The organism is Chryseobacterium takakiae (assembly GCF_900129385.1).
GTDB classification, from domain to species: Bacteria; Bacteroidota; Bacteroidia; order Flavobacteriales; family Weeksellaceae; genus Chryseobacterium; species Chryseobacterium takakiae.
This window is the reverse complement of the sequence record NZ_FQVO01000001.1, coordinates 413254-437712: the sequence shown is the minus strand read 5'-3', so window position 1 is coordinate 437712 and position 24459 is coordinate 413254. Positions and strand designations below refer to the sequence as shown.

Annotated in this window: 23 protein-coding genes; 18 read left to right on the top strand and 5 right to left on the bottom strand. The window is 35.9% G+C overall.

What is annotated here, in order from left to right:
* Positions 1–109: 109 nt before the first annotated feature.
* A complete protein-coding gene (locus BUA76_RS02050) occupies positions 110–2143 on the top strand; it encodes an alpha-glucuronidase (RefSeq protein ID WP_178337293.1) in 2034 nt (677 codons plus the stop codon).
* Positions 2144–2284: 141 nt separating this feature from the next.
* On the opposite strand, the gene BUA76_RS02045 is transcribed toward BUA76_RS02050, so the two are convergent.
* Positions 2285–2881: a hypothetical protein gene (locus tag BUA76_RS02045; protein ID WP_072883154.1), complete on the bottom strand. Its 597-nt coding sequence runs from the start codon at positions 2879–2881 to the stop codon at positions 2285–2287.
* Between the two features lie 160 nt (positions 2882–3041).
* Here BUA76_RS02045 and BUA76_RS02040 point away from each other — a divergent pair, with 160 nt between their 5' ends.
* From BUA76_RS02040 to BUA76_RS02030, 3 genes are all read left to right on the top strand, one after another.
* Positions 3042–3914, top strand: coding sequence for an AraC family transcriptional regulator (locus tag BUA76_RS02040; protein WP_072883153.1), 873 nt, complete (start codon positions 3042–3044; stop codon positions 3912–3914).
* Positions 3915–3992: 78 nt separating this feature from the next.
* A complete protein-coding gene (galK, locus tag BUA76_RS02035; protein ID WP_228408440.1) occupies positions 3993–5183 on the top strand; it encodes a galactokinase in 1191 nt (396 codons plus the stop codon).
* Positions 5167–6219, top strand: a complete 1053-nt coding sequence (locus tag BUA76_RS02030) for a UDP-glucose--hexose-1-phosphate uridylyltransferase (protein ID WP_072883152.1) — start codon at positions 5167–5169, stop codon at positions 6217–6219. The genes galK and BUA76_RS02030 overlap by 17 nt, the downstream gene beginning before the upstream one ends.
* A 268-nt stretch (positions 6220–6487) precedes the next feature.
* On the opposite strand, the gene BUA76_RS02025 is transcribed toward BUA76_RS02030, so the two are convergent.
* Entirely contained in the window at positions 6488–6937 is a 450-nt protein-coding gene (locus BUA76_RS02025; RefSeq protein WP_072883151.1) for a PA2169 family four-helix-bundle protein, read from the bottom strand.
* 160 nt (positions 6938–7097) lie between these two features.
* On the opposite strand from BUA76_RS02025, the gene BUA76_RS02020 reads away from it, so the two are divergent.
* The 6 genes from BUA76_RS02020 (at position 7098) to BUA76_RS01995 (ending at position 11873) form a co-directional block, all read left to right on the top strand.
* Positions 7098–7766 (top strand): MarR family winged helix-turn-helix transcriptional regulator, encoded by a 669-nt coding sequence (locus tag BUA76_RS02020; protein ID WP_072883150.1) that lies wholly within the window; start codon positions 7098–7100, stop codon positions 7764–7766.
* Positions 7767–7768: 2 nt separating this feature from the next.
* Positions 7769–9238, top strand: coding sequence for a phytoene desaturase family protein (locus BUA76_RS02015; RefSeq protein WP_072883149.1), 1470 nt, complete (start codon positions 7769–7771; stop codon positions 9236–9238).
* Between the two features lie 5 nt (positions 9239–9243).
* Positions 9244–10080, top strand: a complete 837-nt coding sequence (locus BUA76_RS02010) for a phytoene/squalene synthase family protein (protein WP_072883148.1) — start codon at positions 9244–9246, stop codon at positions 10078–10080.
* Between the two features lie 21 nt (positions 10081–10101).
* Positions 10102–10557 (top strand): sterol desaturase family protein, encoded by a 456-nt coding sequence (locus BUA76_RS02005; RefSeq protein WP_072883147.1) that lies wholly within the window; start codon positions 10102–10104, stop codon positions 10555–10557.
* Entirely contained in the window at positions 10558–11271 is a 714-nt protein-coding gene (locus BUA76_RS02000; RefSeq protein ID WP_072883146.1) for a lycopene cyclase domain-containing protein, read from the top strand.
* Positions 11272–11528: 257 nt separating this feature from the next.
* Positions 11529–11873: a hypothetical protein gene (locus BUA76_RS01995; RefSeq protein WP_072883145.1), complete on the top strand. Its 345-nt coding sequence runs from the start codon at positions 11529–11531 to the stop codon at positions 11871–11873.
* Between the two features lie 376 nt (positions 11874–12249).
* On the opposite strand, the gene BUA76_RS01990 is transcribed toward BUA76_RS01995, so the two are convergent.
* On the bottom strand, positions 12250–13680 hold the full coding sequence (locus BUA76_RS01990; RefSeq protein ID WP_083573130.1) for a sugar MFS transporter: 1431 nt from the start codon (positions 13678–13680) through the stop codon (positions 12250–12252).
* Positions 13681–13862: 182 nt separating this feature from the next.
* On the opposite strand from BUA76_RS01990, the gene BUA76_RS01985 reads away from it, so the two are divergent.
* Positions 13863–14612 carry an NUDIX hydrolase gene (locus tag BUA76_RS01985; protein ID WP_072883144.1) on the top strand — a complete coding sequence of 250 codons (750 nt, stop codon included), beginning with the start codon at positions 13863–13865 and terminating at the stop codon, positions 14610–14612.
* A gap of 6 nt (positions 14613–14618) precedes the next feature.
* Complete coding sequence (locus BUA76_RS01980; protein WP_072883143.1) at positions 14619–15080, top strand: NUDIX hydrolase; 462 nt, start codon at positions 14619–14621, stop codon at positions 15078–15080.
* 11 nt (positions 15081–15091) lie between these two features.
* Here BUA76_RS01980 and BUA76_RS01975 read toward each other — a convergent pair whose 3' ends face one another.
* Positions 15092–15322: a hypothetical protein gene (locus BUA76_RS01975; protein WP_072883142.1), complete on the bottom strand. Its 231-nt coding sequence runs from the start codon at positions 15320–15322 to the stop codon at positions 15092–15094.
* Between the two features lie 157 nt (positions 15323–15479).
* Here BUA76_RS01975 and BUA76_RS01970 point away from each other — a divergent pair, with 157 nt between their 5' ends.
* From BUA76_RS01970 to BUA76_RS01945, 6 genes are all read left to right on the top strand, one after another.
* Positions 15480–18371, top strand: a complete 2892-nt coding sequence (locus BUA76_RS01970; RefSeq protein WP_072883141.1) for an AsmA-like C-terminal region-containing protein — start codon at positions 15480–15482, stop codon at positions 18369–18371.
* 1 nt (position 18372) lies between these two features.
* Positions 18373–18984 carry an alpha-ketoglutarate-dependent dioxygenase AlkB family protein gene (locus tag BUA76_RS01965; protein WP_072883140.1) on the top strand — a complete coding sequence of 204 codons (612 nt, stop codon included), beginning with the start codon at positions 18373–18375 and terminating at the stop codon, positions 18982–18984.
* A 124-nt stretch (positions 18985–19108) separates the two neighbouring features.
* A complete protein-coding gene (locus BUA76_RS01960) occupies positions 19109–19327 on the top strand; it encodes a hypothetical protein (protein WP_072883139.1) in 219 nt (72 codons plus the stop codon).
* Positions 19328–19687: 360 nt separating this feature from the next.
* Positions 19688–19918: a hypothetical protein gene (locus tag BUA76_RS01955; RefSeq protein WP_072883138.1), complete on the top strand. Its 231-nt coding sequence runs from the start codon at positions 19688–19690 to the stop codon at positions 19916–19918.
* 98 nt (positions 19919–20016) lie between these two features.
* Positions 20017–21012, top strand: a complete 996-nt coding sequence (locus BUA76_RS01950) for an SDR family oxidoreductase (RefSeq protein WP_072883137.1) — start codon at positions 20017–20019, stop codon at positions 21010–21012.
* 207 nt (positions 21013–21219) lie between these two features.
* Complete coding sequence (locus BUA76_RS01945; RefSeq protein ID WP_072883136.1) at positions 21220–23022, top strand: hypothetical protein; 1803 nt, start codon at positions 21220–21222, stop codon at positions 23020–23022.
* A gap of 469 nt (positions 23023–23491) precedes the next feature.
* Here the strand turns inward: BUA76_RS01945 and BUA76_RS01940 are convergent, their stop codons facing one another.
* A complete protein-coding gene (locus BUA76_RS01940; RefSeq protein WP_072883135.1) occupies positions 23492–24382 on the bottom strand; it encodes an AraC family transcriptional regulator in 891 nt (296 codons plus the stop codon).
* Positions 24383–24459 lie beyond the last annotated feature (77 nt).

The following is a 24459-nucleotide window of genomic DNA, read 5'->3' as shown; positions in this document are numbered from 1 at the left end:
ACTTTGACAAAGTTTTTAAACCAATTTCACACACGGAACCCGAAGGGTTCAATAACAATAGCCGTAGGTATAACCTATAGAATTTAAATTAAAAATTAAAAAAATTACCATGCAGCATTTCCGAATGTACTTCATCGTATTTCTAATGTTTCCTTTTCTGATTTTTGCGGAAGACGGAAGTCAGCTCTGGCTTCGCTTTCCTGCGAAAAACGGGATTTCCGCAGATCAAATTATTGCAAAAGGAAACAGCCCGACCTTGAATATTGCCAGAAAAGAATTGAGCAGTCATTGGCAGGGGCAAACCGTAGAACTTCGAACCGATAAATCTTTAAAAAACCTGAAAGACGGTTACACCATAAAGTCCGGACAGAATAAAATTGTTATTGCTTCTGCAAAAGAAATCGGCTTGTTGTATGGCGTGTATCATATTTTACGGCTCCAGCAGACCCATGTTTCCACTACCAATTTAAATATAACGGAAAAACCTTCTTACGACGTAAGAATCCTTAATCATTGGGATAATCTGGATGGAACAATTGAGCGCGGTTATGCAGGACATTCTCTTTGGAAATGGGAAGATCTTCCGGATACAATTTCTCCCAGATATGAAGAATACGCGAGGGCAAATGCCTCTATCGGAGTTAATTCGGTGGTTCTGAATAATGTTAATGCCTCTCCGAATATGCTTCGTGAAGATTATCTGAAAAAAGTAAAAATTTTGGCAGATATTTTCAGACCTTACGGAATCAGGGTTTATCTTTCGGTGAATTTTGCTTCGCCTAAAGTGTTGGGCGGTACAGAAAACTCGGATCCGTTGAATAAAAATGTTCAGAAATGGTGGAAAAATAAATCTTCAGAAATATATAAATTAATTCCTGACTTCGGTGGTTTTTTGGTAAAAGCCAACTCCGAAGGCCAGCCCGGACCTCAGGATTACGGAAGAACCCATGCAGATGGCGCCAATATGATGGCTGATGTTTTAAAACCTTACGGAGGAATTGTAATGTGGAGAGCCTTTGTCTATAGTCCGAGCAAAGATGACCGCGCAAAGCAGGCTTATCTGGAATTTGTTCCTCTTGATGGAAAATTCAGGGATAATGTCATCATTCAGATCAAAAACGGACCTGTAGATTTTCAGCCTAGAGAAGCTTTTAACCCATTATTCGGAGCTTTAAGGAAGACACAGGAAATGGTGGAATTCCAGATCACCCAGGAATATCTTGGACAAGCTAATCATTTGGTATATCTGGCTCCGCTGTTCAGAGAAACATTGGAAAGTGATACCTTTTCTGACGGGGAAGGTTCTACTATTGCAAAGCTCACGGACGGAACGTTAAGGCCTGCAAAAATTACAGCCATTTCTGCGGTTGCCAATATTGGAGAAGATACGAACTGGACAGGCCATCATTTTGCACAGGCCAACTGGTATGCATTCGGGCGCCTTGCATGGAATCATGAGCTTAATTCAGAACAAATTGCTAAAGAATGGATTACCATGACTTTTACGGATCATGAAAAATTTCTTAATCCTGTAAAAGAAATGATGCTCACTTCAAGAGAAACTGCAGTTGATTATATGATGCCTTTAGGTCTTCATCATATTTTTGCAGGAATGCATCATTATGGTCCCGAACCGTGGGGAGATTATAAAGGAACAAGACCCGACTGGTCGCCGGTTTATTATCATCAGGCAGATGAAAAAGGACTTGGTTTTGACAGAACTGCAAGCGGAAGTAATGCAGTTTCACAATATTTCCCTCCATTAAATGAAATCTATGGAAATATTAAAACCTGTCCGGAAAACCTTATTCTTTGGTTTCACCATGTGCCGTGGGAATATAAAATGAAAGATGGTAGAACCATGTGGGAAGAACTGTGCTATAAATATGACTCAGGAGTTCACAAGGTAAGAGATTATCAGAAAATATGGGATCAGATGAAGCCTTATATTGACAACCAGAGGTTTACAGAAGTGCAGTCAAAGCTAAAAATCCAATCTAAAGATGCTGTCTGGTGGAAAGATGCATGTTTACTGTATTTCCAGACTTTCTCTAAAATGCCGATTCCTTATGACATTGAAAGACCTGTTTATGAGCTGGAAGAAGTAAAAAAAATAAAACTGAATATGGGGCACCATAATTAAAAATGAGGCAACTCTTTTTCTGTGTTGAAAAGAAGAGTTGCCTCATAAAAAATAACTGTACTGAAATTTTATCCGGTATTAATCGGAATAACTATATAATAATTAGTATATGGAATAATTAGTGTATTACACTAATGTTCTTTATTTTAAGGAAATGATCTTGTTAAAAACATTTCCGTTTTCTTCTACACGGATGATGTAATTTTCTGATGTGTTTCTATCCAGATCAAAAGTGACATTCAGATCTCCGTTTTCAGATTGTTTTGTTGCTGTGTAATAGGTGCTGTCTGCAAAATCCGTTACAGAAATCATCACAGGATTTTTTACATCAGACATATGAAGTTTTACAAAGTTACCTGAAACACTGTATTCCGGTTTATTGATAACACTTACAGGAGTTTTATCAACTTCCATCACATTATCTTTGTTAATGCTGATTCTGTATTTTTCAACCTTTCCTTCAGATTCTGCTACCAGATAATAAGTTCCTGTAGAGAGCTCTTTCAGATCATAAGATTTTGAAATAACGTTTTCTGCATCAAGTTTTTCAGAAAATATTTCGCCGTCTATATCGTTATATACAAACAATGAAACGTTTTTAGCATTAGATATCTCAAAATTTATTGTTTTTGCATTCACCGTTCCTAAAGAGATAGAAAAGTCTCTGTCCTTACTCATCAAGCTTGCTGAGATTAATAAGAATCCTGCAAGAAAAGCTGATTTTAAAAATGTATTCATAATGACAAGTTTATTGTTATCAATAATTTATACTGCAAATCTACAGCAGATATTTTCCTCATTCTACAATATAATTTTCATATATATGTGTAATATTAACCTTTACTTAATGTTAATTGAATATTAATTGTTAATTTTACATATAATTAATTGTACAGTAATGAAACATGCCAATCCTGCGTTTGAAGCCATAAAACCAAATATCGGCAGCAGTTTTACAAGTCTGAAATTTCAGCGTAATGAAAATATAAAATCCCATGTCTGGCATTATCATCCGGAAGTAGAGCTTATATTTGTGTGCAAGGGTTCCGGAAAGAGGCAGATTGGAAGCAATATTTCTTATTTTTCCGATGGCGACCTTGTTTTGATAGGAAGCAATCTCCCGCATTGCGGACTTACCAATGAAAATACCAATAATGATTATGAAATGGTGATCCAGTTTAAGCCGGATTTTTTAGGAGAACATATTTGGGAAACTCCTGAAATGCAGCGGATTTCTGCTCTGCTCGAAAAATCAAAAGCCGGAATAGTTTTTAATGAAAATATTAAAAAAACAGTCGGCCAAAAAATTGCCGACATGCACGAAATATCGTCCCTCAACAAGCTGCTCACATTTTTGGAAATATTAGACGAACTCGCCACTACACAGGATTACAGGATACTGAATGCCGGAAAGTATTATCTGCAGACGCAGGTTGAGGATAATGAGAGAATCAACCATATATTTAATTATGTGAAAGATCACTTTAAGGAACAGATCAGCCTCGAAGAAATAGCGGATCTTGCCAATATGAAAGTGCCTTCATTCTGCCGTTATTTTAAGAAAATCACCAATAAAACATTTACCCAGTTTGTCAACGAATACCGGATTACCCATTCGCTGAAGCTACTGGCTGAACAGCCTTTGAGCATTACGGAAGTCTGTTTTGAATCAGGATTTAACAATTTCAGCTATTTTAATAAAACGTTTAAAGAGTATATTAAGAAAAGTCCGTCTCAATACCGTAAAGAATTTAATTACTTTATGGAATAATTTAAAAAACAACCTTGTTTTATTTGAAATATACGTGTACATTTAACACTTATAAAATTCATCACAATATTTTTTATTTTGATCCAGGAAAAATTAATTAATGATACCAAAGAGGCTTTTCAAAAAGCCTTTAGCACAGAACCGGAACATATTTTCCTTTCTCCAGGAAGAATAAATATCATCGGCGAACATGTAGATTATAGTGATGGATTTGTTTTACCGGCAGCCATTGATAAATATATCTGTTTTGCTGTTGAGAAGACAGGAAATTCTGATGTGTGTACCTTTATTGCGAAAGATTTTAATGAAAGTTTCAGTTTTAATGTTAAAGAAAAACAATCTCCGGTTTCTCAGACCTGGGTTAATTATTTACTGGGAGTTTTTAATGCCATTCAGGAAGAAGGGAAAATAATGGGAGGGCTGAATATCGCTTTCAGCAGCACGATTCCTATGGGTTCGGGGTTATCTTCATCAGCCGCTCTGGAATGTGGTTTTGCCTATATTCTCAATCAGATTTTTAATCTCGGTTTTTCTAAAAAAGAACTCGCTTTGATCGGGCAGAAGTCGGAGCATACTTATGTAGGAGTGAAATGCGGAATTATGGATCAGTTTGCTTCCGTTTTCGGAAAAGAGGGACAAGTTATTATGCTCGACTGCCATTCACTGGATCATCAGTATTTTAACGCGGATCTCAAAGACTACAGCCTGGTTTTATTTGACAGCTGCGTCAAGCATACGCATCTTACTTCCGGGTACAATGACAGGCGCAGAGATGTGGACAACGGAAAAAGTGCACTTTGGAAAAAGTTTCCGCAGATCACAAAATTCCGCGATTTCAGTGTTGAAATGCTTGAGGAAGTACGCGAAGAGATAGGAGAAATTTCATACAAAAGATGTTTGTATCTCCTGAAAGAAATCGAAAGGGTAGGACAGGCTGCTGAAGCATTGTCTGAAAATAATGCAGAGCGTCTCGGAAAGCTGCTTACCGAAACCCATTCCGGACTTTCCAATGAATTTGAGGTAAGCTGTAATGAGCTTGATTTTTTGGTGGAACAAACTTTAAAAGAGCAAGGCGTTATCGGTGCAAGAATGATGGGAGGCGGCTTTGGCGGTTGCAGCATCAACCTTATCAAAGAAGATTGTGTTGAAAATGTAATCAGCAGAATCCGTGAAAAATATGAAGCTGAATTTAAAATTCAGATGAAAGTGTATCAGGTTAAAATTTCCGAAGGAATAAAAGAATATATCAGCAATGAATGTAGTATTTGACAGCAAAAAACATCCTCACAGAAGATACAATCCGCTGCTCGACGAATGGATCCTGGTTTCTCCGCAACGTTCCAACAGACCGTGGCAGGGGCAGACTGAGAAAACAATACAGGAAGAACTTCCGGCTTATGACTCCGAATGCTATTTGTGCCCGGGAAATATAAGGGCGAACGGCGAAAAAAATCCCGACTATCAGGGTGTGTATGTGTTCGACAATGACTTCGGAGCTTTGCTCAGCGATAAAGTTGAATTTTCTGATAACAGCACTGATTTTTTTTCCATAAAACCTGAAAGAGGAATAAACAGAGTAATCTGTTTTTCTGAAAATCACAGTCTTACGTTGCCTGAAATGGAAAAGGATGCTATTAAAGAGGTAATAGACGTCTGGCAGCAACAGTATGATGAACTCGGAAGTAAGGAATTCATTAATCATGTGCAGATTTTCGAAAATAAAGGACAGATTATGGGCTGCAGTAATCCTCATCCGCACGGTCAGATCTGGGCACAATCTTCCATTCCGACGGCTGTTGTAAAAACACAGAAAAGTCTGAAATCCTATTTTGAAAGAACCGGAAGATCTCTTCTGGAAGATTATCTTCAAAAAGAAATTGAAACCGATGAAAGAATCATTCTTGAAAATAAAAGTTTTGTTGCGCTCGTGCCATTTTGGGCGGTATGGCCTTATGAAACGATGATTATCAGCAAAAGAAAAGCCGGAAGTATCCTTGAGTTTTCAGATGCTGAAAAATATGATTTGGCCGGGATAATAAAAAACCTTACCATTAAATATGATAATCTTTTTGAAATTTCGTTTCCTTATTCCGCTGGAATTCATCAATCGCCAACCGACGGACTTTCACACCCGGAATGGCATTTCCATATGCATTTTTTCCCGCCGCTTCTTCGTAATGCTGAAGTTAAAAAATTCATGGTCGGCTACGAAATGCTTGCCGAAGCACAAAGGGATATAACTCCGGAACAAAGCGCAGAAATTCTGAAAAATCTTTCTTCCATACATTATAAAAACAGACATTAAGTTTTTAAACATTCAGTAGTGAAGAATTAGAAATACAACTTAATAATCTTAAATACATCAATATATAATCTTTACTTTAAAAGCTTTATTAAACTTAACTTCTTAATGTTTTAAAAAATTAAATCTTTAAAATCCTCTTAAATAAGAAATTGAGATTCATTATCCTTTTTAAACTTTGAATTAATTGAATTTCTTAAACATTAAACAAAAAAATAAGAGGACCCTGAAAAGAGTTCTCTTATTTCTAATACTACTTAAACAGTACGTATTAATTCAGTTCTTCCAGATTTTCAAATCTTGCATAAGAAGATTTCAAATGATGAAGATGATCAGAAACAATCTGTGAACTTTCCGGACAAAGATCTCCGCTTTCTAGAGCATCCTCATAAGCATTAATAGCTGCTTTTTCCCCGAATACTACATTTTCAAGGGTAGATTCGTCTTTATTGCCGGTAAATGAATTCTTGATGTCAATCCACGCTCTGTGTACAGCACCTGCGGTGCTTGTTGAATTGTCAGCCTCACCGCCTTTTTCATTGATAAGTCTTACAAGATCAGATTTCATAGTCTGAGACTGTGATACCATCTGGTCATAATCATTTTTAAGAGCAGAATGAGTGTCCCATACTTTGTCCTCTACTTTAGAAAATCCTTCAATTCTGTCGTTCGTGATGTTCAGCAAATCGTTTAGTACTGATACTGTTTTTTCGTTGTTCATATTAAAATTTTAATTGGTGTCCTTTGTAGGTTACAATAAACATGCCTTATTTAGGGACTTTCTAAATTTTTTTTAAAAAGTTTTTTGGCATAAAAAATGATTAGTATATTATTGTACTAAGATTAAAAAAATTAGTATATTTATATAAAAATTCAATATCATGAATTATAAAATGACAAAAGAAGTCATTGACCTTCTGGAAAAGTTTGAAAAGGAAAATGATAAACAGTATTATTCTGCTGATATCAACGGTTTTAGAGAATGGATTTGTGATCGTTTATCATCAGGAAACTCACAAATAGACGAGCCTTATTGGGAAGGAAAAGAAAAAGGAAGATCTCCCGAAAGCGCTATTACTACTTTGCTTTTACATTTGAACAGATATGCCAAAAATTACTCGAAATCTGCAATTTCGAATTCTGATTTTGTGACGCAGGAAGATTTCATCTACCTTATTAATCTTAAAGCTTTTGGGCAAATGACCAAAATGGAGCTTATTAAAAAAAACATTCATGACAAGCCTGTAGGAATGCTCATTATCACAAGGTTGTTAAAGAATGGATGGATTGAGCAGACAGAATCTGATATAGACAGAAGAAATAAATTAATAAAAATTTCTGAAAAAGGCACTGAAGCATTGGAAAAGCAGATGACAAAGATCCGGCAAGCCACGGATATTGTTTCAGGAAATCTTACCTACAATGAAAAAATGGAGCTTATCAGGATGCTTAATAAGTTAGATCGATTTCACTATCCGATTTTTTCAAAAAATATTGACAGTAAGGATCTTATTAAAACAGTTTACGAAGAATATTCATTTAAAAATTAACTATGAAAAAAAAGATTGCGGTGATAGGATCTGGATTTTCGGGACTTTCGGCTGCTGCATATGCTTCAAAAGAAGGCCATGAAGTTCATCTTTTTGAGAAGAACAGCAGCATTGGGGGCAGAGCCAGAAAATTTACAACAGATAACGGCTATACCTTTGATATGGGACCAAGCTGGTACTGGATGCCCGATATTATTGAATCCTTTTTTAATGATTTTGGTAAAAAAGCTGCCGATTTTTATACGCTTGTTCCTTTGGATCCGCAATTTGAAATGGTTTTTTCAGACGGAATCATGAATATTCCTCACAACTATGAAGAAATGAAAGCACTGTTTGAAAAAACAGAACCGGGAGCCGGAAAAAAACTGGATGCTTTTATGAAAGATGCACAGTATAAATACGAAGTGGGGATGCAGGATTTTGTGAATAAACCGTGCCATTCCTGGTTTGAATTCGTCTCTCCGAAAATAGCAAAAAGTGCACTGAAGCTGGATTTGCTTACCAATTTCCAGCGTTTTGTAAGAAAATATTTCACTCATCCTAAACTGATTGTTTTAATGGAGTTCCCTGTTATATTTCTGGGAGCTGCCCCAAAGGATATTCCTGCGTTGTACAGTTTGATGAACTACGGAGGATATAAGTTAGGGACATGGTATCCAATGGGCGGTTTTTCAAAAATTATAGAGGCAATGAAAAATATTGCTGAAGAACAGGGAACCCGTTTCTATGTAAATGCGGATGTTGAAAAAATCAATATCAATCAAAAAAAAGTTTCTTCATTAACGGTTAATCAAAAAGAAATTGATTTTGATGTGATCATCGCTTCATCAGATTATCATCACACGGAAACGAAACTTTTACCGGAAGAATTCAGGAACTATGATGAAAATTATTGGGAGAAACGCGTTTTTGCACCTTCATGCCTGATTTATTATCTTGGATTTAAAGAAAAGATCCCTAATCTGAAACATCATACTTTGTTTTTCGAAAATGACCTTGATCTTCATACCAATGAAATTTACACGGATAAAAAATGGCCTACGAAACCATTATTCTATGCGTGCTGCCCTTCAAAAACAGATCCGGATGTAGCACCGCCAAACTGTGAAAATGTCTTCCTGCTAATGCCTGTAGCGCCCGGAATTGAAGATTCTGAAGATATAAGAGAAAGATATTTTATGGAAATGATTATCAGGCTCGAAAAGCATACAGGAGCAACCGATCTTCTGCTGAAAATTGACTATAAAAGAAGCTATTGTGTAAAAGATTTTAAGGAAGATTATAATGCTTATCAGGGAAATGCTTACGGGCTTGCCAATACATTGTCCCAGACCGCCGTTCTGAAACCTTCGCTCAAAAACAGAAAAATAAAAAATTTATTTTATACAGGGCAGCTTACCGTACCTGGACCCGGCGTACCGCCTTCCATCATATCAGGAAAGATAGCTGCAACAGAAGCCATAAAAAATTGATTGCTATGAAAAAATTATTTGACGAACTTTCTTTCAAAGTAAGTAAAGAGACTACAACACAGTACAGTACCAGTTTTTCACTCGGAATCCTGGCTCTTTCTTCCGCTATTAGAAATCCTGTTTATGCTATTTACGGATACGTACGCCTGGCTGATGAAATTGTTGACAGCTTCCATGATTATGACAAAGAAAAACTGCTCCGTAAGTTTAAAGAAGATACCTTTAATGCATTGGAAGACCGGATTTCTCTAAATCCTATCCTTCAGTCTTTTCAGGAAACAGTACATCAATATGATATTGATGAGACACTTATCCATCAGTTTTTGAAAAGTATGGAAATGGATCTTCAGAAAATAGATTATAATTCCGATCTTTACAAAGAGTATATATTAGGATCTGCAGAAGTGGTAGGCTTAATGTGTCTTCAGATTTTTGTAAACGGAGATAAGGAACAGTATGAAAAGCTTAAACCATATGCCATGATTTTAGGATCTGCTTTCCAGAAAGTAAATTTTTTACGGGATATGAAGGACGATTATTATACATTGGGAAGGGTGTATTTTCCGGGACTGGACATGACCTATTTCGACAACAATGTGAAAGCATCTATTGAAAAAGAAATAGAAGAAGAATTCAGACAGGCCCTGATTGGTATTAAAATGCTCCCGCCTTCATCCAGATTCGGAGTATACCTGGCCTACAGATATTATATATCCTTATTCAGGAAAATTAAAAGAAAATCTGCCCATAATATTCTTAACGGAAGAATAAGAATATCCAACGGCGCTAAAATCTCTTTGATGATGAGCTGTTATGTTCAGTATAAAACTTCTTTATTTTAAGATTAACCAATACTCTAAAAAATGAATTTTCTCATTGTAGTAGCAACTTTTTTTGTGATGGAAGGAATAACCTGGCTCACACACAAATACATTATGCACGGATTGCTTTGGTCTTTGCACAAAGACCATCATGACCACAGCAATGAAGGCCATATGGAAAAAAACGATTACTTTTTCGTGATCTTCGCTGTTCCAACTATTCTTTTGATGTATTACGGAACCGTTCAGGGATTCAACCATTGGTTTTATATAGCGATAGGCATTGCCCTGTACGGAATGGCTTATTTTTTCGTCCATGATATTTTCATTCATCAGCGGATAAAATTATTACGCGATACTCAAAATCCATATTTGCTTGCTATCAGAAGAGCGCACAAGCAGCACCACAAACATACAGGAAAAGAAAAAGGAGAATGTTTCGGTTTTCTTTGGGTTCCGGTAAAATATTTTAAAATGTATTTCAATAAAAATAAATAAATGCAGCAATACACCTACCTTCTTATTAATTTTTTTACGGTAATTATCTGTTTTATTTTTTCTTTTCATCATAAGATAAAATTCAACAGGTATTTCGGTGCATTTTTGTCAGCTTCACTCATTGTAGGAGCGGTTTTTGTGATATGGGATGCTTGGTTTACAAAAATAGGAGTATGGTGGTTCAATGATCGCTACCTTTTGGGAATCCGTTTTGCCGGGCTTCCCCTGGAAGAGCTGCTTTTCTTTATCTGCATTCCTTTTGCCTGCCTGTTTACTTATTTCTGCCTGGATAAATTTTTTAAACTCGACTGGAAGCCGCTGCCCGAGAAAATTTTTGTAATCATAAGCATTATCCTTGCTTTGTGCATTGCGTTCTGGTTCAGGGAGAAGATTTATACTTTTATTACTTTTCTTTCAACTGCATGCAGCCTTTTTATTTTAAAATTTTTATTGAAAGTAAGATGGATCGGCAAAGTATCTTTTGTATACCTTCTTCTTATGCCGGGATTTCTTATGGTCAATGGAATATTGACAGGCACCGGACTGGAATCTCCTATTGTTAACTACAATCCCGATGAATTTATGGGAATCAGAATGTTAACCATTCCCGTTGAAGATACCGTTTACGGGTATGAATTAATTCTTTGGAATATTTTTCTTTTTCAATGGTTTAAAAAGCCTGAAAGCGCATCCATGGTTGAAGTGGAAGCATAATAGTCATTTCATTAAAATTAGATTTCAGCTTTTTAAACAATAAATATTATATTAGTTTTACATGTGTTTAAGCATTTCCCTCGGGAAATGCTTTTCCGTATGATGATTCGTAAGACTGTGCATAATCTCGCTACTGCATAATATTTACTTTGGCGCTCGTTTCAGCGGAGGTGGAATCTATTAAAATAAGTTATTTTTTAAGGCGGTGGTTTTATATATTCTTTTTTTATAGCTTTAGATCATATAAAATTTATAAAATGAAAAATTTAAAATTATTGAGCACATTTCTTCTGGTATTGTGTTCTCATTTAATCTTTTCTCAGCAAAAGTCAAATGATGATACGTTGAATTTTAAAGGCGACAACTCCAAAAGAAATTTAAAAGAAAAGATAACCGTCTTTACAGGAAACGTTTCTTTATCATCAAAGAGTATTAGTTTTGAAAATGCTGAAAAGGTAATTGTTGATGAAAAGGCAAATGAAGTAAAAATTTATAAACCACAGAATTTTAAAATTATTCACGTTGAAGGTTTATCCAAAACAGGAAAAAATCCTGAAGACGTAATTATTTACAATACCAAAACAAAAATAGTTTCGATATAGTTTTTATTAAATGTAAAGGCGGGTTTCCATTATATAAGAAAATCAAATTCTAACATACGGCTTTGTCTCCGAAGCCTGCTTCAAATGTATCTTAAACCTAACAGGTTTTCAAAACCTGTTAGGTTTTTTGAACTACAAAAGAAATGATTTGCCATACTACAATGTTTACCGAAGTCTTAGTCAAAAATTACGGGAGACGAAATCTTCAACAAATTCCGGATGTATGTTCATGATTAAATTCCAGCCCATAGGAACGGTATCTTTTTTTCGGCGCGGCAGCGAAGCTGCCGCGCCGAAAAAATCAAAATAGAGTATCAAGTTTCAAAAAATAAAACCTGCACAACGGCAGGTTTCAATATATAAAAAAAATCAAATTCTAATGTCCTGATTTCGCGTCTGTATCCTGCTTCACATGACCCAGGTATTTCGTGCAGTAAGCCCCGAAAATAAGGATCACCACATAACAAAATACCGGAATAATAAAAGAATGCTGCACTCCGAAAACATCAGCCAGATATCCCTGGAATATCGGAACGATTGCTCCTCCCAGAATAGCCATTACCACTAATGATGAACCCTGACTGGTATACTTACCCAATCCTGAAATAGCCAGTGTATAAATATTCGAAAACATGATGGAATTAAAAATCCCGATTCCCAGAATGCTGTACATCGCCATTTCACCATGATTTAACATAGCAGAAATTAACAGAATAACATTCACTGCTGCAAAGATAGATAGGGTTCTTGCCGGAGCTGCTTTTCCGATAAAGAATGCGATAAAATTTAGTGCAATAAATACCAGGAAAAAGCTGATCTGTGCAAAAGTAAGATCTACTATGCTAAAGATCACCAAAAATACAGCCGCTGCAGCTCCCAACATATACATGGCTTTTTTGCCCTGGCTAATAGACTGATTTAGGGATATAGCTCCGAGGAAACGTCCGATCATGGCGCCGCCCCAATATAAGGAAAGGTAGTTTTTACTTACCACTTCAGATAAGTTCATGACTTGTGGCTGTTCCAGGAAGCTGATGATGAAGCTTCCTACAGCTACTTCTCCCCCCACATAACAGAACATCGCCAGAACACCGAATTTCAGATGATTATGCTGCAAAGCGCCGAAACCTTTTACAATTTCTTCCCCTTTTACCTGAAAGTCTGGAAGCTTTACTCTTGAAATTAATAAAGCTACCAATAAGAGAATTCCTGCGAAGATCAGATAAGGAATTTTCGTTGCTGCGGCAGAGAAAGAGCCATCGGGAGCAGAAAACAATTCGAAAATCAAATGTCCGCCCAATACCGGTGCAATTGTTGTTCCGAAAGCATTGAAAGCCTGCGTCATATTCAGTCTGCTGGATGCAGATTCTTCCGGTCCGAGCAAAGAAACATAGGCATTTGCGGTGATTTGCAGAACGGTAAATCCTAATCCTAAAATAAATAGTGCCCCTAAAAATAATCCGTAAGAGGCAAAGCTTGCTGCAGGATAAAAAAGGACACAGCCTAAAGCCGCAAGAAAGATTCCGAAAAGGATTCCTTTTTTATAGCCCACTTTATCAATCGGGTCGCCCTGCGTGGTTGAGATTAAAAAGTAAATCAGCGAACCGATAAAATAAGCCCCGAAGAAACAGAACTGCACCAGCATTGATTCGAAAAACGTTAAACTAAACAGCTGCTTCAAGTAAGGGATAAGGATATCATTCATACACGTAATGAATCCCCACATGAAAAATAAGAGGGTGATGGTAATCAGAGGAACGGTATAATTCCTGCTTTTGGCCTTTACATCATTGATCATAACATTCATTTATTTAAAAAGTCGTTAAAGATACCTATTTTAAAGATAAAATCTTAATTTGAGACATTAAACTTATCATGAAAATTCTTTTTTTTAATAGATACATTTTTCAGCGGCAGATTGCATTTACGGATTATAAGAGTTATCGGATTTTTTTAATTAGATTTGTTAGATAAAACTTCCCCTTTTCAATGGATTCCATACAACAATTTCTACATAAGTCGGACGAGATGAAAGAAATTTTCTTACCTCACCTTTCCGCCGATCCTGTCATTTTCGGTTTTGATCAAAATGAACTCAAGGTTCTTCTTCTCAAAATGAATTATAGAAAACAGTGGCTTTTACCGGGAGGATATGTTCGAAAAGATGAAGATCTTGATGAAGCTGTTGTGCGTATTTTACAGGAAAGAGTCGGAATCACAGGAGTATATCTTGAAGAATTTGGTGTTTTCGGTAAAAAGAACAGAAGCGAGTTTTATTTTGAAGATTTTGATGAAACGCTTTTTCATAAGCAGAGATTTGTCACGGTAGGCTATTATGCACTCTATAATCCGGACCGATTTAAGCTTATAGCTGATGAATACAGTGAAACCTGTGAATGGGTTTATCTGAGCAAGCTTCCGGAAATCGAACTGGCAATGGATCATAGAGATATTATTGAAAAAGCGCTGTTGACACTAAGAGAAAAAATTTCACATAAACCGATAGGATATAATCTTTTACCTGAAAAATTTACACTTTCGGAATTGCAGAAACTGTATGAAGTAATCTTCGGAAAAGAACTCAACAGAGGAAATTTTTACCGGAAGATTAAAAATATGGGAATCCTTAAAAAACTTGATGAACAAAGAAAAGTAGGGGCTCACAAAGCACCGGACTTATACTCTTTCGATAAGAGAAAATATAGGAAAGCTCTGGAAAACGGACTTAATAGCTGGTAATTTATAATGAAAATAAGCGCTGGAATTTTATTGTTCAAAAGATTAAAAGAACATACTTTTTATTTTCTGGTTCACCCGGGCGGACCGTTCTGGAAGAATAAAGATTTGGGAGTTTGGTCGATTCCCAAAGGTGAAGCAGCCGAAGGTGAAAGTTTACTGGACCGCGCAAAAATTGAGTTTCTGGAAGAAACTGGAAAAGCGGTGGACGGAAATTTTATTGAACTGATGCCGATCACACAAAAAGCAGGCAAGAAAGTTTTCGCATGGGCGTTGGAACAGGATGTTGAAATATCCGGATTAATAAGCAATATAATCACAATCAACTGGCCGCCGAAATCAGGGAGAACCATAGAAATCCCTGAAGTCGACCGTTGGGAATGGTTTTCTTCAGAAGAAGCAAAACAAAAAATAAATCCCGCACAGGCAGGATTTATTGTTCAGCTGGAAGAAATTCTTTCATCCGAATAATGTCTTTTCGATTATTCAGCAGTTTCCTTTTTAAAACTTACGACTTCATAATTGCCATCGGAACAGTATTCCTTACAGCTTTCATCATCAAAAGATTCCGGTGATTTCAGGAAATCTTCAATAAATTTTGCGCTTTCGTCTGTATTTGCAGGGGTGATCACTACGTGAAAAAGATTCAGAACAGATTCGTCGGCATTTTTCAGTGATTCCTTTTTATGTTCTTTTGCTTCGTTAAAGTTCATATCAAAATTTTTTGTTTTGTGGCTAATGAATAAATTATGCCATTACAGATATTTTTATTTAATAACTAAACTTTTTTGGATTTATGGTAGAATAAATTCAATAGCAATGGCTTGATTTTAGATAAGTGTAATTTATTAAACTCAAAATTGAAGGCAGATGGAAAGGTTTAAAAGAATAATTCTAAAGATTCTGAAGTGGATGGGTATTTCGATAGCATCCATTCTTTTTTTAATGTTTATCATCCCTATATTATTTCCGGGAACCATTTCGGAGCAGGTAAAAATATTTGCCAACCAGCATCTTGCCGGAAAGCTGGATTACAGAAAAACACACCTGACGTTTTTCAGGCATTTTCCTTCGCTTACCGTTTCGGTAGATGATTTTTTACTGAAAGGATCAAAGCCTTTTCAGCAGGACACCTTACTTGCTGCGCGCGAAGTTGCAGTAGGAATCAATCTTAAAAACCTGATCTTTGACCAGCAAGTCAAAATTGATGAAATTTACGTTACAGATGCCTACGGAAATGTCTTTGTCAATAGTAAAGGAGAAGCCAACTATAATGTTTATGTTTCAAAACCTTCCAAAAAACCGAAAGATACAACAGGTTCCGGAACATCAATAAAACTAGATCTTATCAAACTTAAAAACTGGAATATCACCTACAGAGACCATGCAGCCAGAGTTTTGGTGGATGCGAAAGGGCTTAATTACACAGGCCGCGGAGGATTAAGTGAAGATATTTTCGATCTTGAAACTGATCTGGATATCAATAAACTTGATTTCAGCCTTAATAGAATTTACTATGCCAAACAAAAAACTCTGCATGCGGATCTTATTACAAGGATCAACACGAATGCGTTGACTTTTGTACTGAGAAAAAACGAATTACGAATTAATGATCTGCCATTAAAGTTTACCGGCTTTTTAAGCATTCTGAAAGACGGTTATAATCTTGATGTAAAAGCTGCTTCGGAGAAGACAACTATTCGTGACATGATTTCTGTCCTTCCTCCTCAATATCTTGACTGGGCAAAAGATACTAAAATTGAAGGTAATAGTGATCTTTTTTTCAACCTGAAAGGGCGTTTTAGCGAACAGAAAAATCTTAAGCCGCGGCTTAAGGCAAGATTGCTCGTAAGGGACGGATTTGTTTCCAACAGAAAAGCGCCTGTCCCAATGAATCATCTCAATATGGATCTGAATGTTGACCTTCCTTCGCTTGATACCAACCAATTGGCAATTGATCTTAAAAATCTTGGCTTTGATCTCGGACCGAATAATAGTTTTAAAGCAGTTGTCAAAACAAAAGGTTTAAATGAAATGCAGGTAAATGCCAATATCAAAGGAGCCGTGGATTTGCAGACGCTGGATCAGGCGTTAGGTTTGAAAGATATTGATTTTCGCGGATTACTGGATACCAATATCAAAGCCAACGGGATTTTCAGTCTGGATAAGAAGTTATTCCCAAAAACAAATGGTTATCTCAATCTTAAAAACGGCTGGCTGAAAACAAAATATTACCCGAATCCTATTCAGAATATTAATATTGTCGCCAATATTATCAACACAGACGGCACTTTCAAAAGTCTTGGTGTAAAACTTAATCCTTTTCGTTTCGATTTTGAAGGCAATCCTGTTTTTGTAAATGCAGATCTGCAGAATTTTGAGGATGTTTTATATAAAGTCCAGGCAAAAGGTGTTTTAAATGTAGGCAGGATTTATCGTGTTTTTGCGAAGAAAGGCTTTGATGTGAGTGGGCTGATTATGGCTGATCTTTTCCTGAACGGAAGACAAAGCTATGCAACTACCGGACAGTACAGTAAGCTTAACAATAAGGGTAATTTGATTTTAAAAAATATCAAAGCGACCACTGAATTTTTACCGAAATCTTTTTTTATCAAAGAAGGAAACTTCCGGTTTGAAAACGAAAAAATGTGGTTTAGTAAGTTTTTTGCGACATATGGAAAATCAGATTTTTCGCTGAACGGATACCTGCTGAATACAATCAATTATTTTATTGAAAGAAGAGGGACGCTGCACGGTAAATTCAACCTGAATTCCAACTATGTCCTTATTGATGAATTCATGGCTTTGAAAAATGGTGATAATTCAAAAAAATCGATTGAAGTGGAGTATGCGAAAGTAGAAAATCCTAAAAGCAGCGGGGTCGTGATTATTCCTAAAAATCTGGATGTTTCCCTTCAGACGAATATCCGAAAAGTCGAATTTAAAGGATTGGCTTTAAATCATTTGAAAGGACAGGCTTCTGTTGACAAAGGCCAGGTATATCTGAAAAATACTTCTTTCGATATTATCGGCAGCAAAATGAATATTGATGCCCGTTATCAGGACGAATCTCCGCTTACTGCGAATTATGATGTTGCATTAAAGGTTTTAGACTTTGATGTACAGCGTGCTTACAAAGAAATTGACATGGTGCGTGAAATGGCAACAGCAGCAAAAAACGTGAAAGGAATTGTTTCTATCGATTATAAATTAAAAGGAGATTTTGACCGGAATATGACACCAATTTATCCCTCTCTGGAAGGCGGCGGAATCGTTAATCTTCGGGACGTGGAAGTTAAAAACCTAAAAATGCTTTCTGCGGTAGGCGACAATATCGGTGCAAAAGCTTTTAATAATCCTGATATGAAAGGGGTAAATATCGAAACCCATATTAAAAATAACCTGATCCATGTTGATAAATTTACATTCAGGGTTTCTATTTTGAGACCGAGTATCAGCGGAACGACGAGTTTTAACGGTCTTCTTGATCTCAGAGTGAGAATAGGAATTCTTCCTGGCGGACTGATCGGGTTTCCTATAGTGGTTACCGGAACCCATGAACATCCGAAAATCAAAATTTTCAGTAAAAAAGGACAGGGAATTCTGGATGCGGCATACAACAGGAAACTTAATAAAGTGATCCGCCAGGAGAGAAGGGCCGAGAAAAAAACAAAAAGGCAGCAGCGTAAAGAGAAAGAAGCGCAGGAAGAGCGGGCTAAAAATGCCGAAAAGCAAATTAATAAAGATTTAAAAGAGAAATAAAATGAGCCAGCTGAGCCTGTTTGAAGCAGATGAATATTATGAATTTCCTGAAGAATTGTTGGAATATACAAGAGATTTTTTAACGGAACAGATAGCTTCAGAGCTTTTTGATCAACTTATAACTACAACACCCTGGAAGCAAAATATCCAGAAAATGTATGATAAAATGGTGGTTACTCCAAGATTAACGGCATGGTTTGGCGATAGCAGTAAAATATATCATTTGGGAAATAACGACTTTCAGGTCAATGAATGGTCACTAGAATTAATTGATTTAAAAGAGAAAATCGAAAGATTTTCGGGGAATGAATTTAATTCGGTACTGCTTAATCTATATCGGGATGGGAATGATTCGGTGGCATGGCATCGGGATAAGGAAAGCGAATTGGGAAATCGGCCGGTTATTGCCTCTGTAAGCTTGGGGCAGGTAAGGAATTTTGATTTCAGAAAAGTAAATGATCACCATAAAAAGTACAGTATTGCTCTAGAGCATGGTTCGTTGTTGATTATGAAGGGCGACTTGCAGGTTAACTGGGAGCATCGTATTGCCAAATCGGTAAAGAATATGAAGCCGCGAATCAATCTTACTTTCAGGCTGATCCGCGAATTATAGTCTGAATATGCATGAATGAAAATATTTTTGATGTTTTAATCATAAACTAGAAAAAATAAATAATATTAACATAATTTGGCAAAGAAATTGTGTATTGATAACCAAAGTATTAAAAACATCCACTATGAATATTTCTTATTACGATTTTAAAAATATGCCTAATCAGGATCAATTCAGCTTAGTGATGAATGAAGGACGTATTATGAACGAAAGAACAATTAATACTCTGAAATATGTTCTTTATGAGATATCTCATTTTACGGTTGAAATGATTTATAATGTTCAGAATAATAAAATTGAAGGAATCAATGTATTCCAGAATAAAGGAGCTTATGCGATCTAAGTAACACAAACTGACAGGAAATAATAAAGAGCAGCTTTAAATAAGTTGCTCTTTTATTTTATATTTTAATAGAGTTTAAAAATTATACCAACGAATTTTATCATATCAATATTAAAAAGTTTAATCAAATAAAAAATCCTCAGAGATCTGAGGATAAAAACTAATAACCATGAAAACTCAAATTAAACATGAGTATTAATCTATATTAAAATATTATGCCACTAAATTCGTCTGTGGTATTTTTTTAATATTATTTATGATTTTTAAGAAAAAAATAAGGTTTATTTTAAATCTAATATTTATCAACACTTTTAGATTGTTATTGGCACGGTTTATTCAATATTGATAAAAAATAATAGTATGGCACATAAAAATTTCAGAAAAGAAGATTTTGTTAAAGACGAAGGTTCAGATCTTTACCAGGTGGAATTTCGCAAAGGAAATATCGGTGAAGGCGCTGATTTGGTTGTTGAAAGACAAAAAGAAGATGGCGAGTATGAAAACCTTCAGGCAGAAATCAGAAGGCATAATGACCGAATTTTTATCTGTTGGAGTGAACCTTTCAACGGAAAAGTAATTTTCGACGAATAAGAATCCCCGGTTAATTCCGGGATTTTTTATTATAAACATTTGACGGTGTGGCATAATAATAGGTGACTTATAGATAATTAACCAAAACCAATTACAAAATGAAATCCAATAATGAAATTCACGGAAGCCTTAAAGGTAAAACAGTGGTCATCACCGGAGGAAGCAGTGGAGTAGGGAGAGCTGCAGCTGAAGCATTCGCTTTGGAAGGCTGTAATATCGTTGTGGCAGCGCGAGGGAAAGATGCGCTGGACGAAACCGTTTCTTTATGCCATGATTTGGGAGTCGCCGCATTGGGTGTTCCTACGGATGTATCTATCGCTGCTGATGTTCAGAATCTCGCTAATAAAGCATTACAGTTTAACGGAAGAATAGATATATGGATCAACAACGCAGGAGTAATGGCAAGCGGAAAGTTTGAAGAAATTCCCATGGAGCTGAACGAACAGGTTATTAAAACCAATCTCTTCGGTTATATGCATGGCGCTTATAGTGTTTTACCCATATTTAAAAAACAGGAAGACGGAATTTTAATCAACAATATATCAATAGGAGGGTTTATGCCGGCTCCTTACAGCGCGGTGTATTCTGCCACCAAATTCGGAATCCGAGGAATGATGGAGTGTCTTCACGGCGAAATTTCAGATTTCCCGAATGTACACATATGCAATCTGTATCCGCAGATTCAGCGTTCTACAGGAAATATGCATTCGGCTAAATTTTCAGGGCTGGATTTTAAAATTCCTCCCTTTGCTGCAGATCCCAGAGATACTGCTGCCAAGTTTGTAGAAGTTGCTAAGTATCCTCAAAAAGAATTATTCCCGGATATTACTTCCAGACTCCTCACCGGAGTGTATAAACTTTTTCCAAAACCCGTTATCAATACCGCATCTGCAGGGATGAGACTGATGATGAAGCTGAAAAATGCTCCGTCAGATTCAGGAAACATTATGAAACCTTCTCCGGAACCACACCGAATTTACGGTGATACCATGCTTCCTGTTCCGTCTAAAAAAACAGGATTGGCAGTAATGGCAGGACTTGGATTAGGGCTGGCTTTTATGTTTCTTAAATTAAAACCATCCAACGAAAATTAAATCAGAATTAAATTTAATTTGTTATAAAAAGTTTCGGGCAAATCTTTGATTTGCCCGAAACTTTTTTTGTATTCTGATGATTTTAGACATAAACATATAAATTAATCTCTTATTGTAAGCATAATTAATTTAAAACTGATATTTTTGTGTCCAGTGAATAAGTTGATGGGAATTTAGAGGTAAGCCATTATTTTAATCAATATAAAAATGATAAAAAAACCTTTACACAATTTCCATATTCCCGTAATGGGATTGGCGTACACCATAGACAGCCCTGTCCGTGTGGCGCAGTACGGAATTTCATCCGTAGTTTCTATAATTGATGATGAGATTATAGAAAAAATGAAAAATTTTTACAGCAGCCGGTTCAACCTGAATTATGCAAGTATTTCCACAAGGGTTGAGGACTACCGTGCCAAGAGAATTACCGCATATCTCAATATGCTGGATGATATTGTGACGGAAAAGTTTGAAACCTTTAAGGAGGAACTATCGAAAAACAGAATGGCACTTGCCGGTTTTGCAGACATGCTTCCCAATACTTCGGAACTGAAAGCCGGTCTGGAGCATTTTCTTAGCCAGAAAGACGGAATCACATCTTCCATTAAAAATTTCATTGAAAAACATCTTTCTCCGGGAAATATTGATGTCAATATCATGACGAAAGTGGATAAGGATAATTTTAAAAATAAACAGCAGTTACCGGTAATCTATAATGATGCACATGCTTCATTACGTGGATTTGCAAAGAGTAAGCTGTCTTCATCTGTGGTGCTTTCGGCAGGAATGAATCCCAGACTTTACAGTTATATTGAGGAATTTGAAGATTTCTACCCTGATGAAAAGGGTAATATTAAAAAGAAAATCATTCTGAAGGTAAGTGATTTCCGTTCTGCGATGATCCAGGGAAATTTTTTGGCTAAAAAAGGACTCTGGGTTTCGGAATACAGGATAGAATCCGGGTTGAATTGCGGCGGGCACGCCTTTGCCACGGAAGGACTCTTACTAGGACCTATTCTTGAAGAATTCAAAAGTAAAAAACATGAGCTTATTGAATCGTCTCATATTTTAATGAACAAAGCATTGGAGCAGAAAGGAAAACCTCCTGTCTTACAGCCTTTAGAATTAAAAATTACTGTTCAGGGTGGAGTAGGAACTGCTGAAGAACATGAATTTCTGTTAAAAACTTACAATGTCGACAGTATCGGTTGGGGATCGCCTTTCCTGCTTGTTCCTGAAGCAACCTCGGTGGATGATGAAACAAGAAAACTGCTTTTAAAATCCGGAGAACAGGATTTCTATACCAGCAATCTGTCTCCATTGGGTGTGCCTTTTAACACGGTTAAAGATTCTTCCAATGAAATCATCAAACGTCAGAAACAGTTGAAAGGCAGATATGGAAGTTCGTGTCCTAAAAAGCTGCTGGCTTTAAGCAAAGAATATTCACCGGAAGGAATTTGTACGGCATCCAAAAAATACCAGGAACTAAAATTAGAGGAACTTGAGTCACAAAAAAGTGAGTTAACTTCCGAAATATATCATAAAAAAAGATACAATATCACTGAAAAATCATGTCTTTGTGTTGGTTTGGTAAATGCCGCATACCTAGAAAACGATATTGAAATAAAAGGTGAGCAGCAGGGTGTTGTAATCTGTCCCGGTCCGAATCTGGCGTATTTTGATAAGGAAGTTTCGCTTTCGGAAATGGTAAAGCATATTTATGGTAGATCTAATGTTATTTCACATAAAAACAGGCCAAATATTTTCATCAACGAAATGAAAATGTATGTTGACTATCTGAAAAAAGAGATCGAAGAATTTTCTGGAAACGTAACAGCAGGTCAGATTAAAAAATGGAAAAATTTTAAAGAAAACCTCCTTAAAGGTATTGAATATTATGAGAGTCTGCTGAAAAAAACCAATTTTTTCAAAACGGATCTTAATATAAAATGTCTTCTACAACACTATAAATCAATAATATCCGGCATTGTAATTCCGGGAAATCAGTGACACAGAACTTCATCTGCTTAAAGATTTTTATTGATGGTGGTTAATTAAAAGTGCTACAGGAAATTGTAGCACTTTTGTTGTATATTGGCTTTAAATCGTCCTTAATATCACATTGATGATATTAAATGCCCTAAATTGCTTTATATTTTAAAAATATAAACAAAAAATGCACAAAAGATCATTACAAGACAGTTGATCACAGTAATCCATTTTATACTTGAAGCTACATAAATTTTTAACTTTGAGCTGTTAACCGATCCACAATGAAACAAAAAATTCAGTACAAGTAAGTTTTAATATGGCCAATCCGAATAGGAAAAAAAGAAAACAAATAGAATAGATGTTGTTGCACATCAGATTTTTATTGAAATATAATAGAGAAAAGTATAAAATTCATCAATATCGACAACAATGCAGTCAATTGGGGAAGCTGACTTGGCAACTTTCATTCTTTAAAAAGCCATTATCTCTAATTGATCTTAAATTTTGCCGTTCTACAATTTCTGGGTGTAACTCCAAATTTTTTTTTGAAGTGCCTGTTGAAATTTGAAAGATTATTAAAGCCAGTTCTCATCGCTATGTTTTCAATATTTTCTTCTGTTTCTAAGATTAATTTCTGTGCTTTTGACAAGCGGTATTCTACCAGATAATCTGTGAATGAGCGTCTTGTCCTCTGAATAAAAAACCGGGAAAAAGATGTTTCAGTCATATGAACCAAGGCTGATATGGAAGCTATTTTTATAGACCTATGGTAATTATCCTTTACAAATTCAAAGACTTTTAAAAGCCGCATGGATTCAAGTGGGTTAAAGCCTTCTATTTCATCTTGCACAATATTATTTAAATTATCAGACATTGAAAGAATCTCAAGGATCTGTACCAAAGCATACCATCTTTTAAGTGGTTTATAATATTGCATTTTTCGCATTATATCAGAAATTTTTTCCTGTTCTATGCCGGTTATATCAAAAGCTCTTTTGTAATTCTTCAGAAATGATAGAATAGGTTTGAATTCGGGGAGGTAGATAGAGTCACCAAACGTATCTAACGAAAAATGAATAACAATGGATTTGGCCTTAAGCTGTTTTTTTTTATGGTAGTATTTTTCATCACTTTTGTAAGTATGCGGTATATTACAGCCAATAAAACATAGATTTCCGGGCCCAAAATCTCCAACGTGATTACCAATATGACGTTTTCCCGTGCTGGAAGTTACCAGAACAATCTCAAATTCCGGATGATAATGCCAGGGTGTTGGAAAAAAATCATATTCGAAATTTCTGTAAACAAACGATTCATTTTCCGTCTTGGTGAGATGCTCCAATGCCGGCACTGCAGAAATAGTTTTACTATTTTCCATTTACAAATGATATATAAATACAATATTAAGATATAATCATATTATGTAATGCTAATTTATGCTTTTTTTGACATAAA

Bases quoted from the DNA above. Each gene is read 5' to 3' on its own strand.
- BUA76_RS02050 (WP_178337293.1), top strand. From the start codon at position 110: ATGCAGCATTTCCGAATGTACTTCATCGTATTTCTAATGTTTCCTTTT.
- BUA76_RS02045 (WP_072883154.1), bottom strand. From the start codon at position 2,881: ATGAATACATTTTTAAAATCAGCTTTTCTTGCAGGATTCTTATTAATC.
- BUA76_RS02040 (WP_072883153.1), top strand. From the start codon at position 3,042: ATGAAACATGCCAATCCTGCGTTTGAAGCCATAAAACCAAATATCGGC.
- BUA76_RS02030 (WP_072883152.1), top strand. From the start codon at position 5,167: ATGAATGTAGTATTTGACAGCAAAAAACATCCTCACAGAAGATACAAT.
- BUA76_RS02025 (WP_072883151.1), bottom strand. From the start codon at position 6,937: ATGAACAACGAAAAAACAGTATCAGTACTAAACGATTTGCTGAACATC.
- BUA76_RS02020 (WP_072883150.1), top strand. From the start codon at position 7,098: ATGAATTATAAAATGACAAAAGAAGTCATTGACCTTCTGGAAAAGTTT.
- BUA76_RS02015 (WP_072883149.1), top strand. From the start codon at position 7,769: ATGAAAAAAAAGATTGCGGTGATAGGATCTGGATTTTCGGGACTTTCG.
- BUA76_RS02010 (WP_072883148.1), top strand. From the start codon at position 9,244: ATGAAAAAATTATTTGACGAACTTTCTTTCAAAGTAAGTAAAGAGACT.
- BUA76_RS02005 (WP_072883147.1), top strand. From the start codon at position 10,102: ATGAATTTTCTCATTGTAGTAGCAACTTTTTTTGTGATGGAAGGAATA.
- BUA76_RS02000 (WP_072883146.1), top strand. From the start codon at position 10,558: ATGCAGCAATACACCTACCTTCTTATTAATTTTTTTACGGTAATTATC.
- BUA76_RS01995 (WP_072883145.1), top strand. From the start codon at position 11,529: ATGAAAAATTTAAAATTATTGAGCACATTTCTTCTGGTATTGTGTTCT.
- BUA76_RS01990 (WP_083573130.1), bottom strand. From the start codon at position 13,680: ATGAATGTTATGATCAATGATGTAAAGGCCAAAAGCAGGAATTATACC.
- BUA76_RS01985 (WP_072883144.1), top strand. From the start codon at position 13,863: ATGGATTCCATACAACAATTTCTACATAAGTCGGACGAGATGAAAGAA.
- BUA76_RS01980 (WP_072883143.1), top strand. From the start codon at position 14,619: ATGAAAATAAGCGCTGGAATTTTATTGTTCAAAAGATTAAAAGAACAT.
- BUA76_RS01975 (WP_072883142.1), bottom strand. From the start codon at position 15,322: ATGAACTTTAACGAAGCAAAAGAACATAAAAAGGAATCACTGAAAAAT.
- BUA76_RS01970 (WP_072883141.1), top strand. From the start codon at position 15,480: ATGGAAAGGTTTAAAAGAATAATTCTAAAGATTCTGAAGTGGATGGGT.
- BUA76_RS01965 (WP_072883140.1), top strand. From the start codon at position 18,373: ATGAGCCAGCTGAGCCTGTTTGAAGCAGATGAATATTATGAATTTCCT.
- BUA76_RS01960 (WP_072883139.1), top strand. From the start codon at position 19,109: ATGAATATTTCTTATTACGATTTTAAAAATATGCCTAATCAGGATCAA.
- BUA76_RS01955 (WP_072883138.1), top strand. From the start codon at position 19,688: ATGGCACATAAAAATTTCAGAAAAGAAGATTTTGTTAAAGACGAAGGT.
- BUA76_RS01950 (WP_072883137.1), top strand. From the start codon at position 20,017: ATGAAATCCAATAATGAAATTCACGGAAGCCTTAAAGGTAAAACAGTG.
- BUA76_RS01945 (WP_072883136.1), top strand. From the start codon at position 21,220: ATGATAAAAAAACCTTTACACAATTTCCATATTCCCGTAATGGGATTG.
- BUA76_RS01940 (WP_072883135.1), bottom strand. From the start codon at position 24,382: ATGGAAAATAGTAAAACTATTTCTGCAGTGCCGGCATTGGAGCATCTC.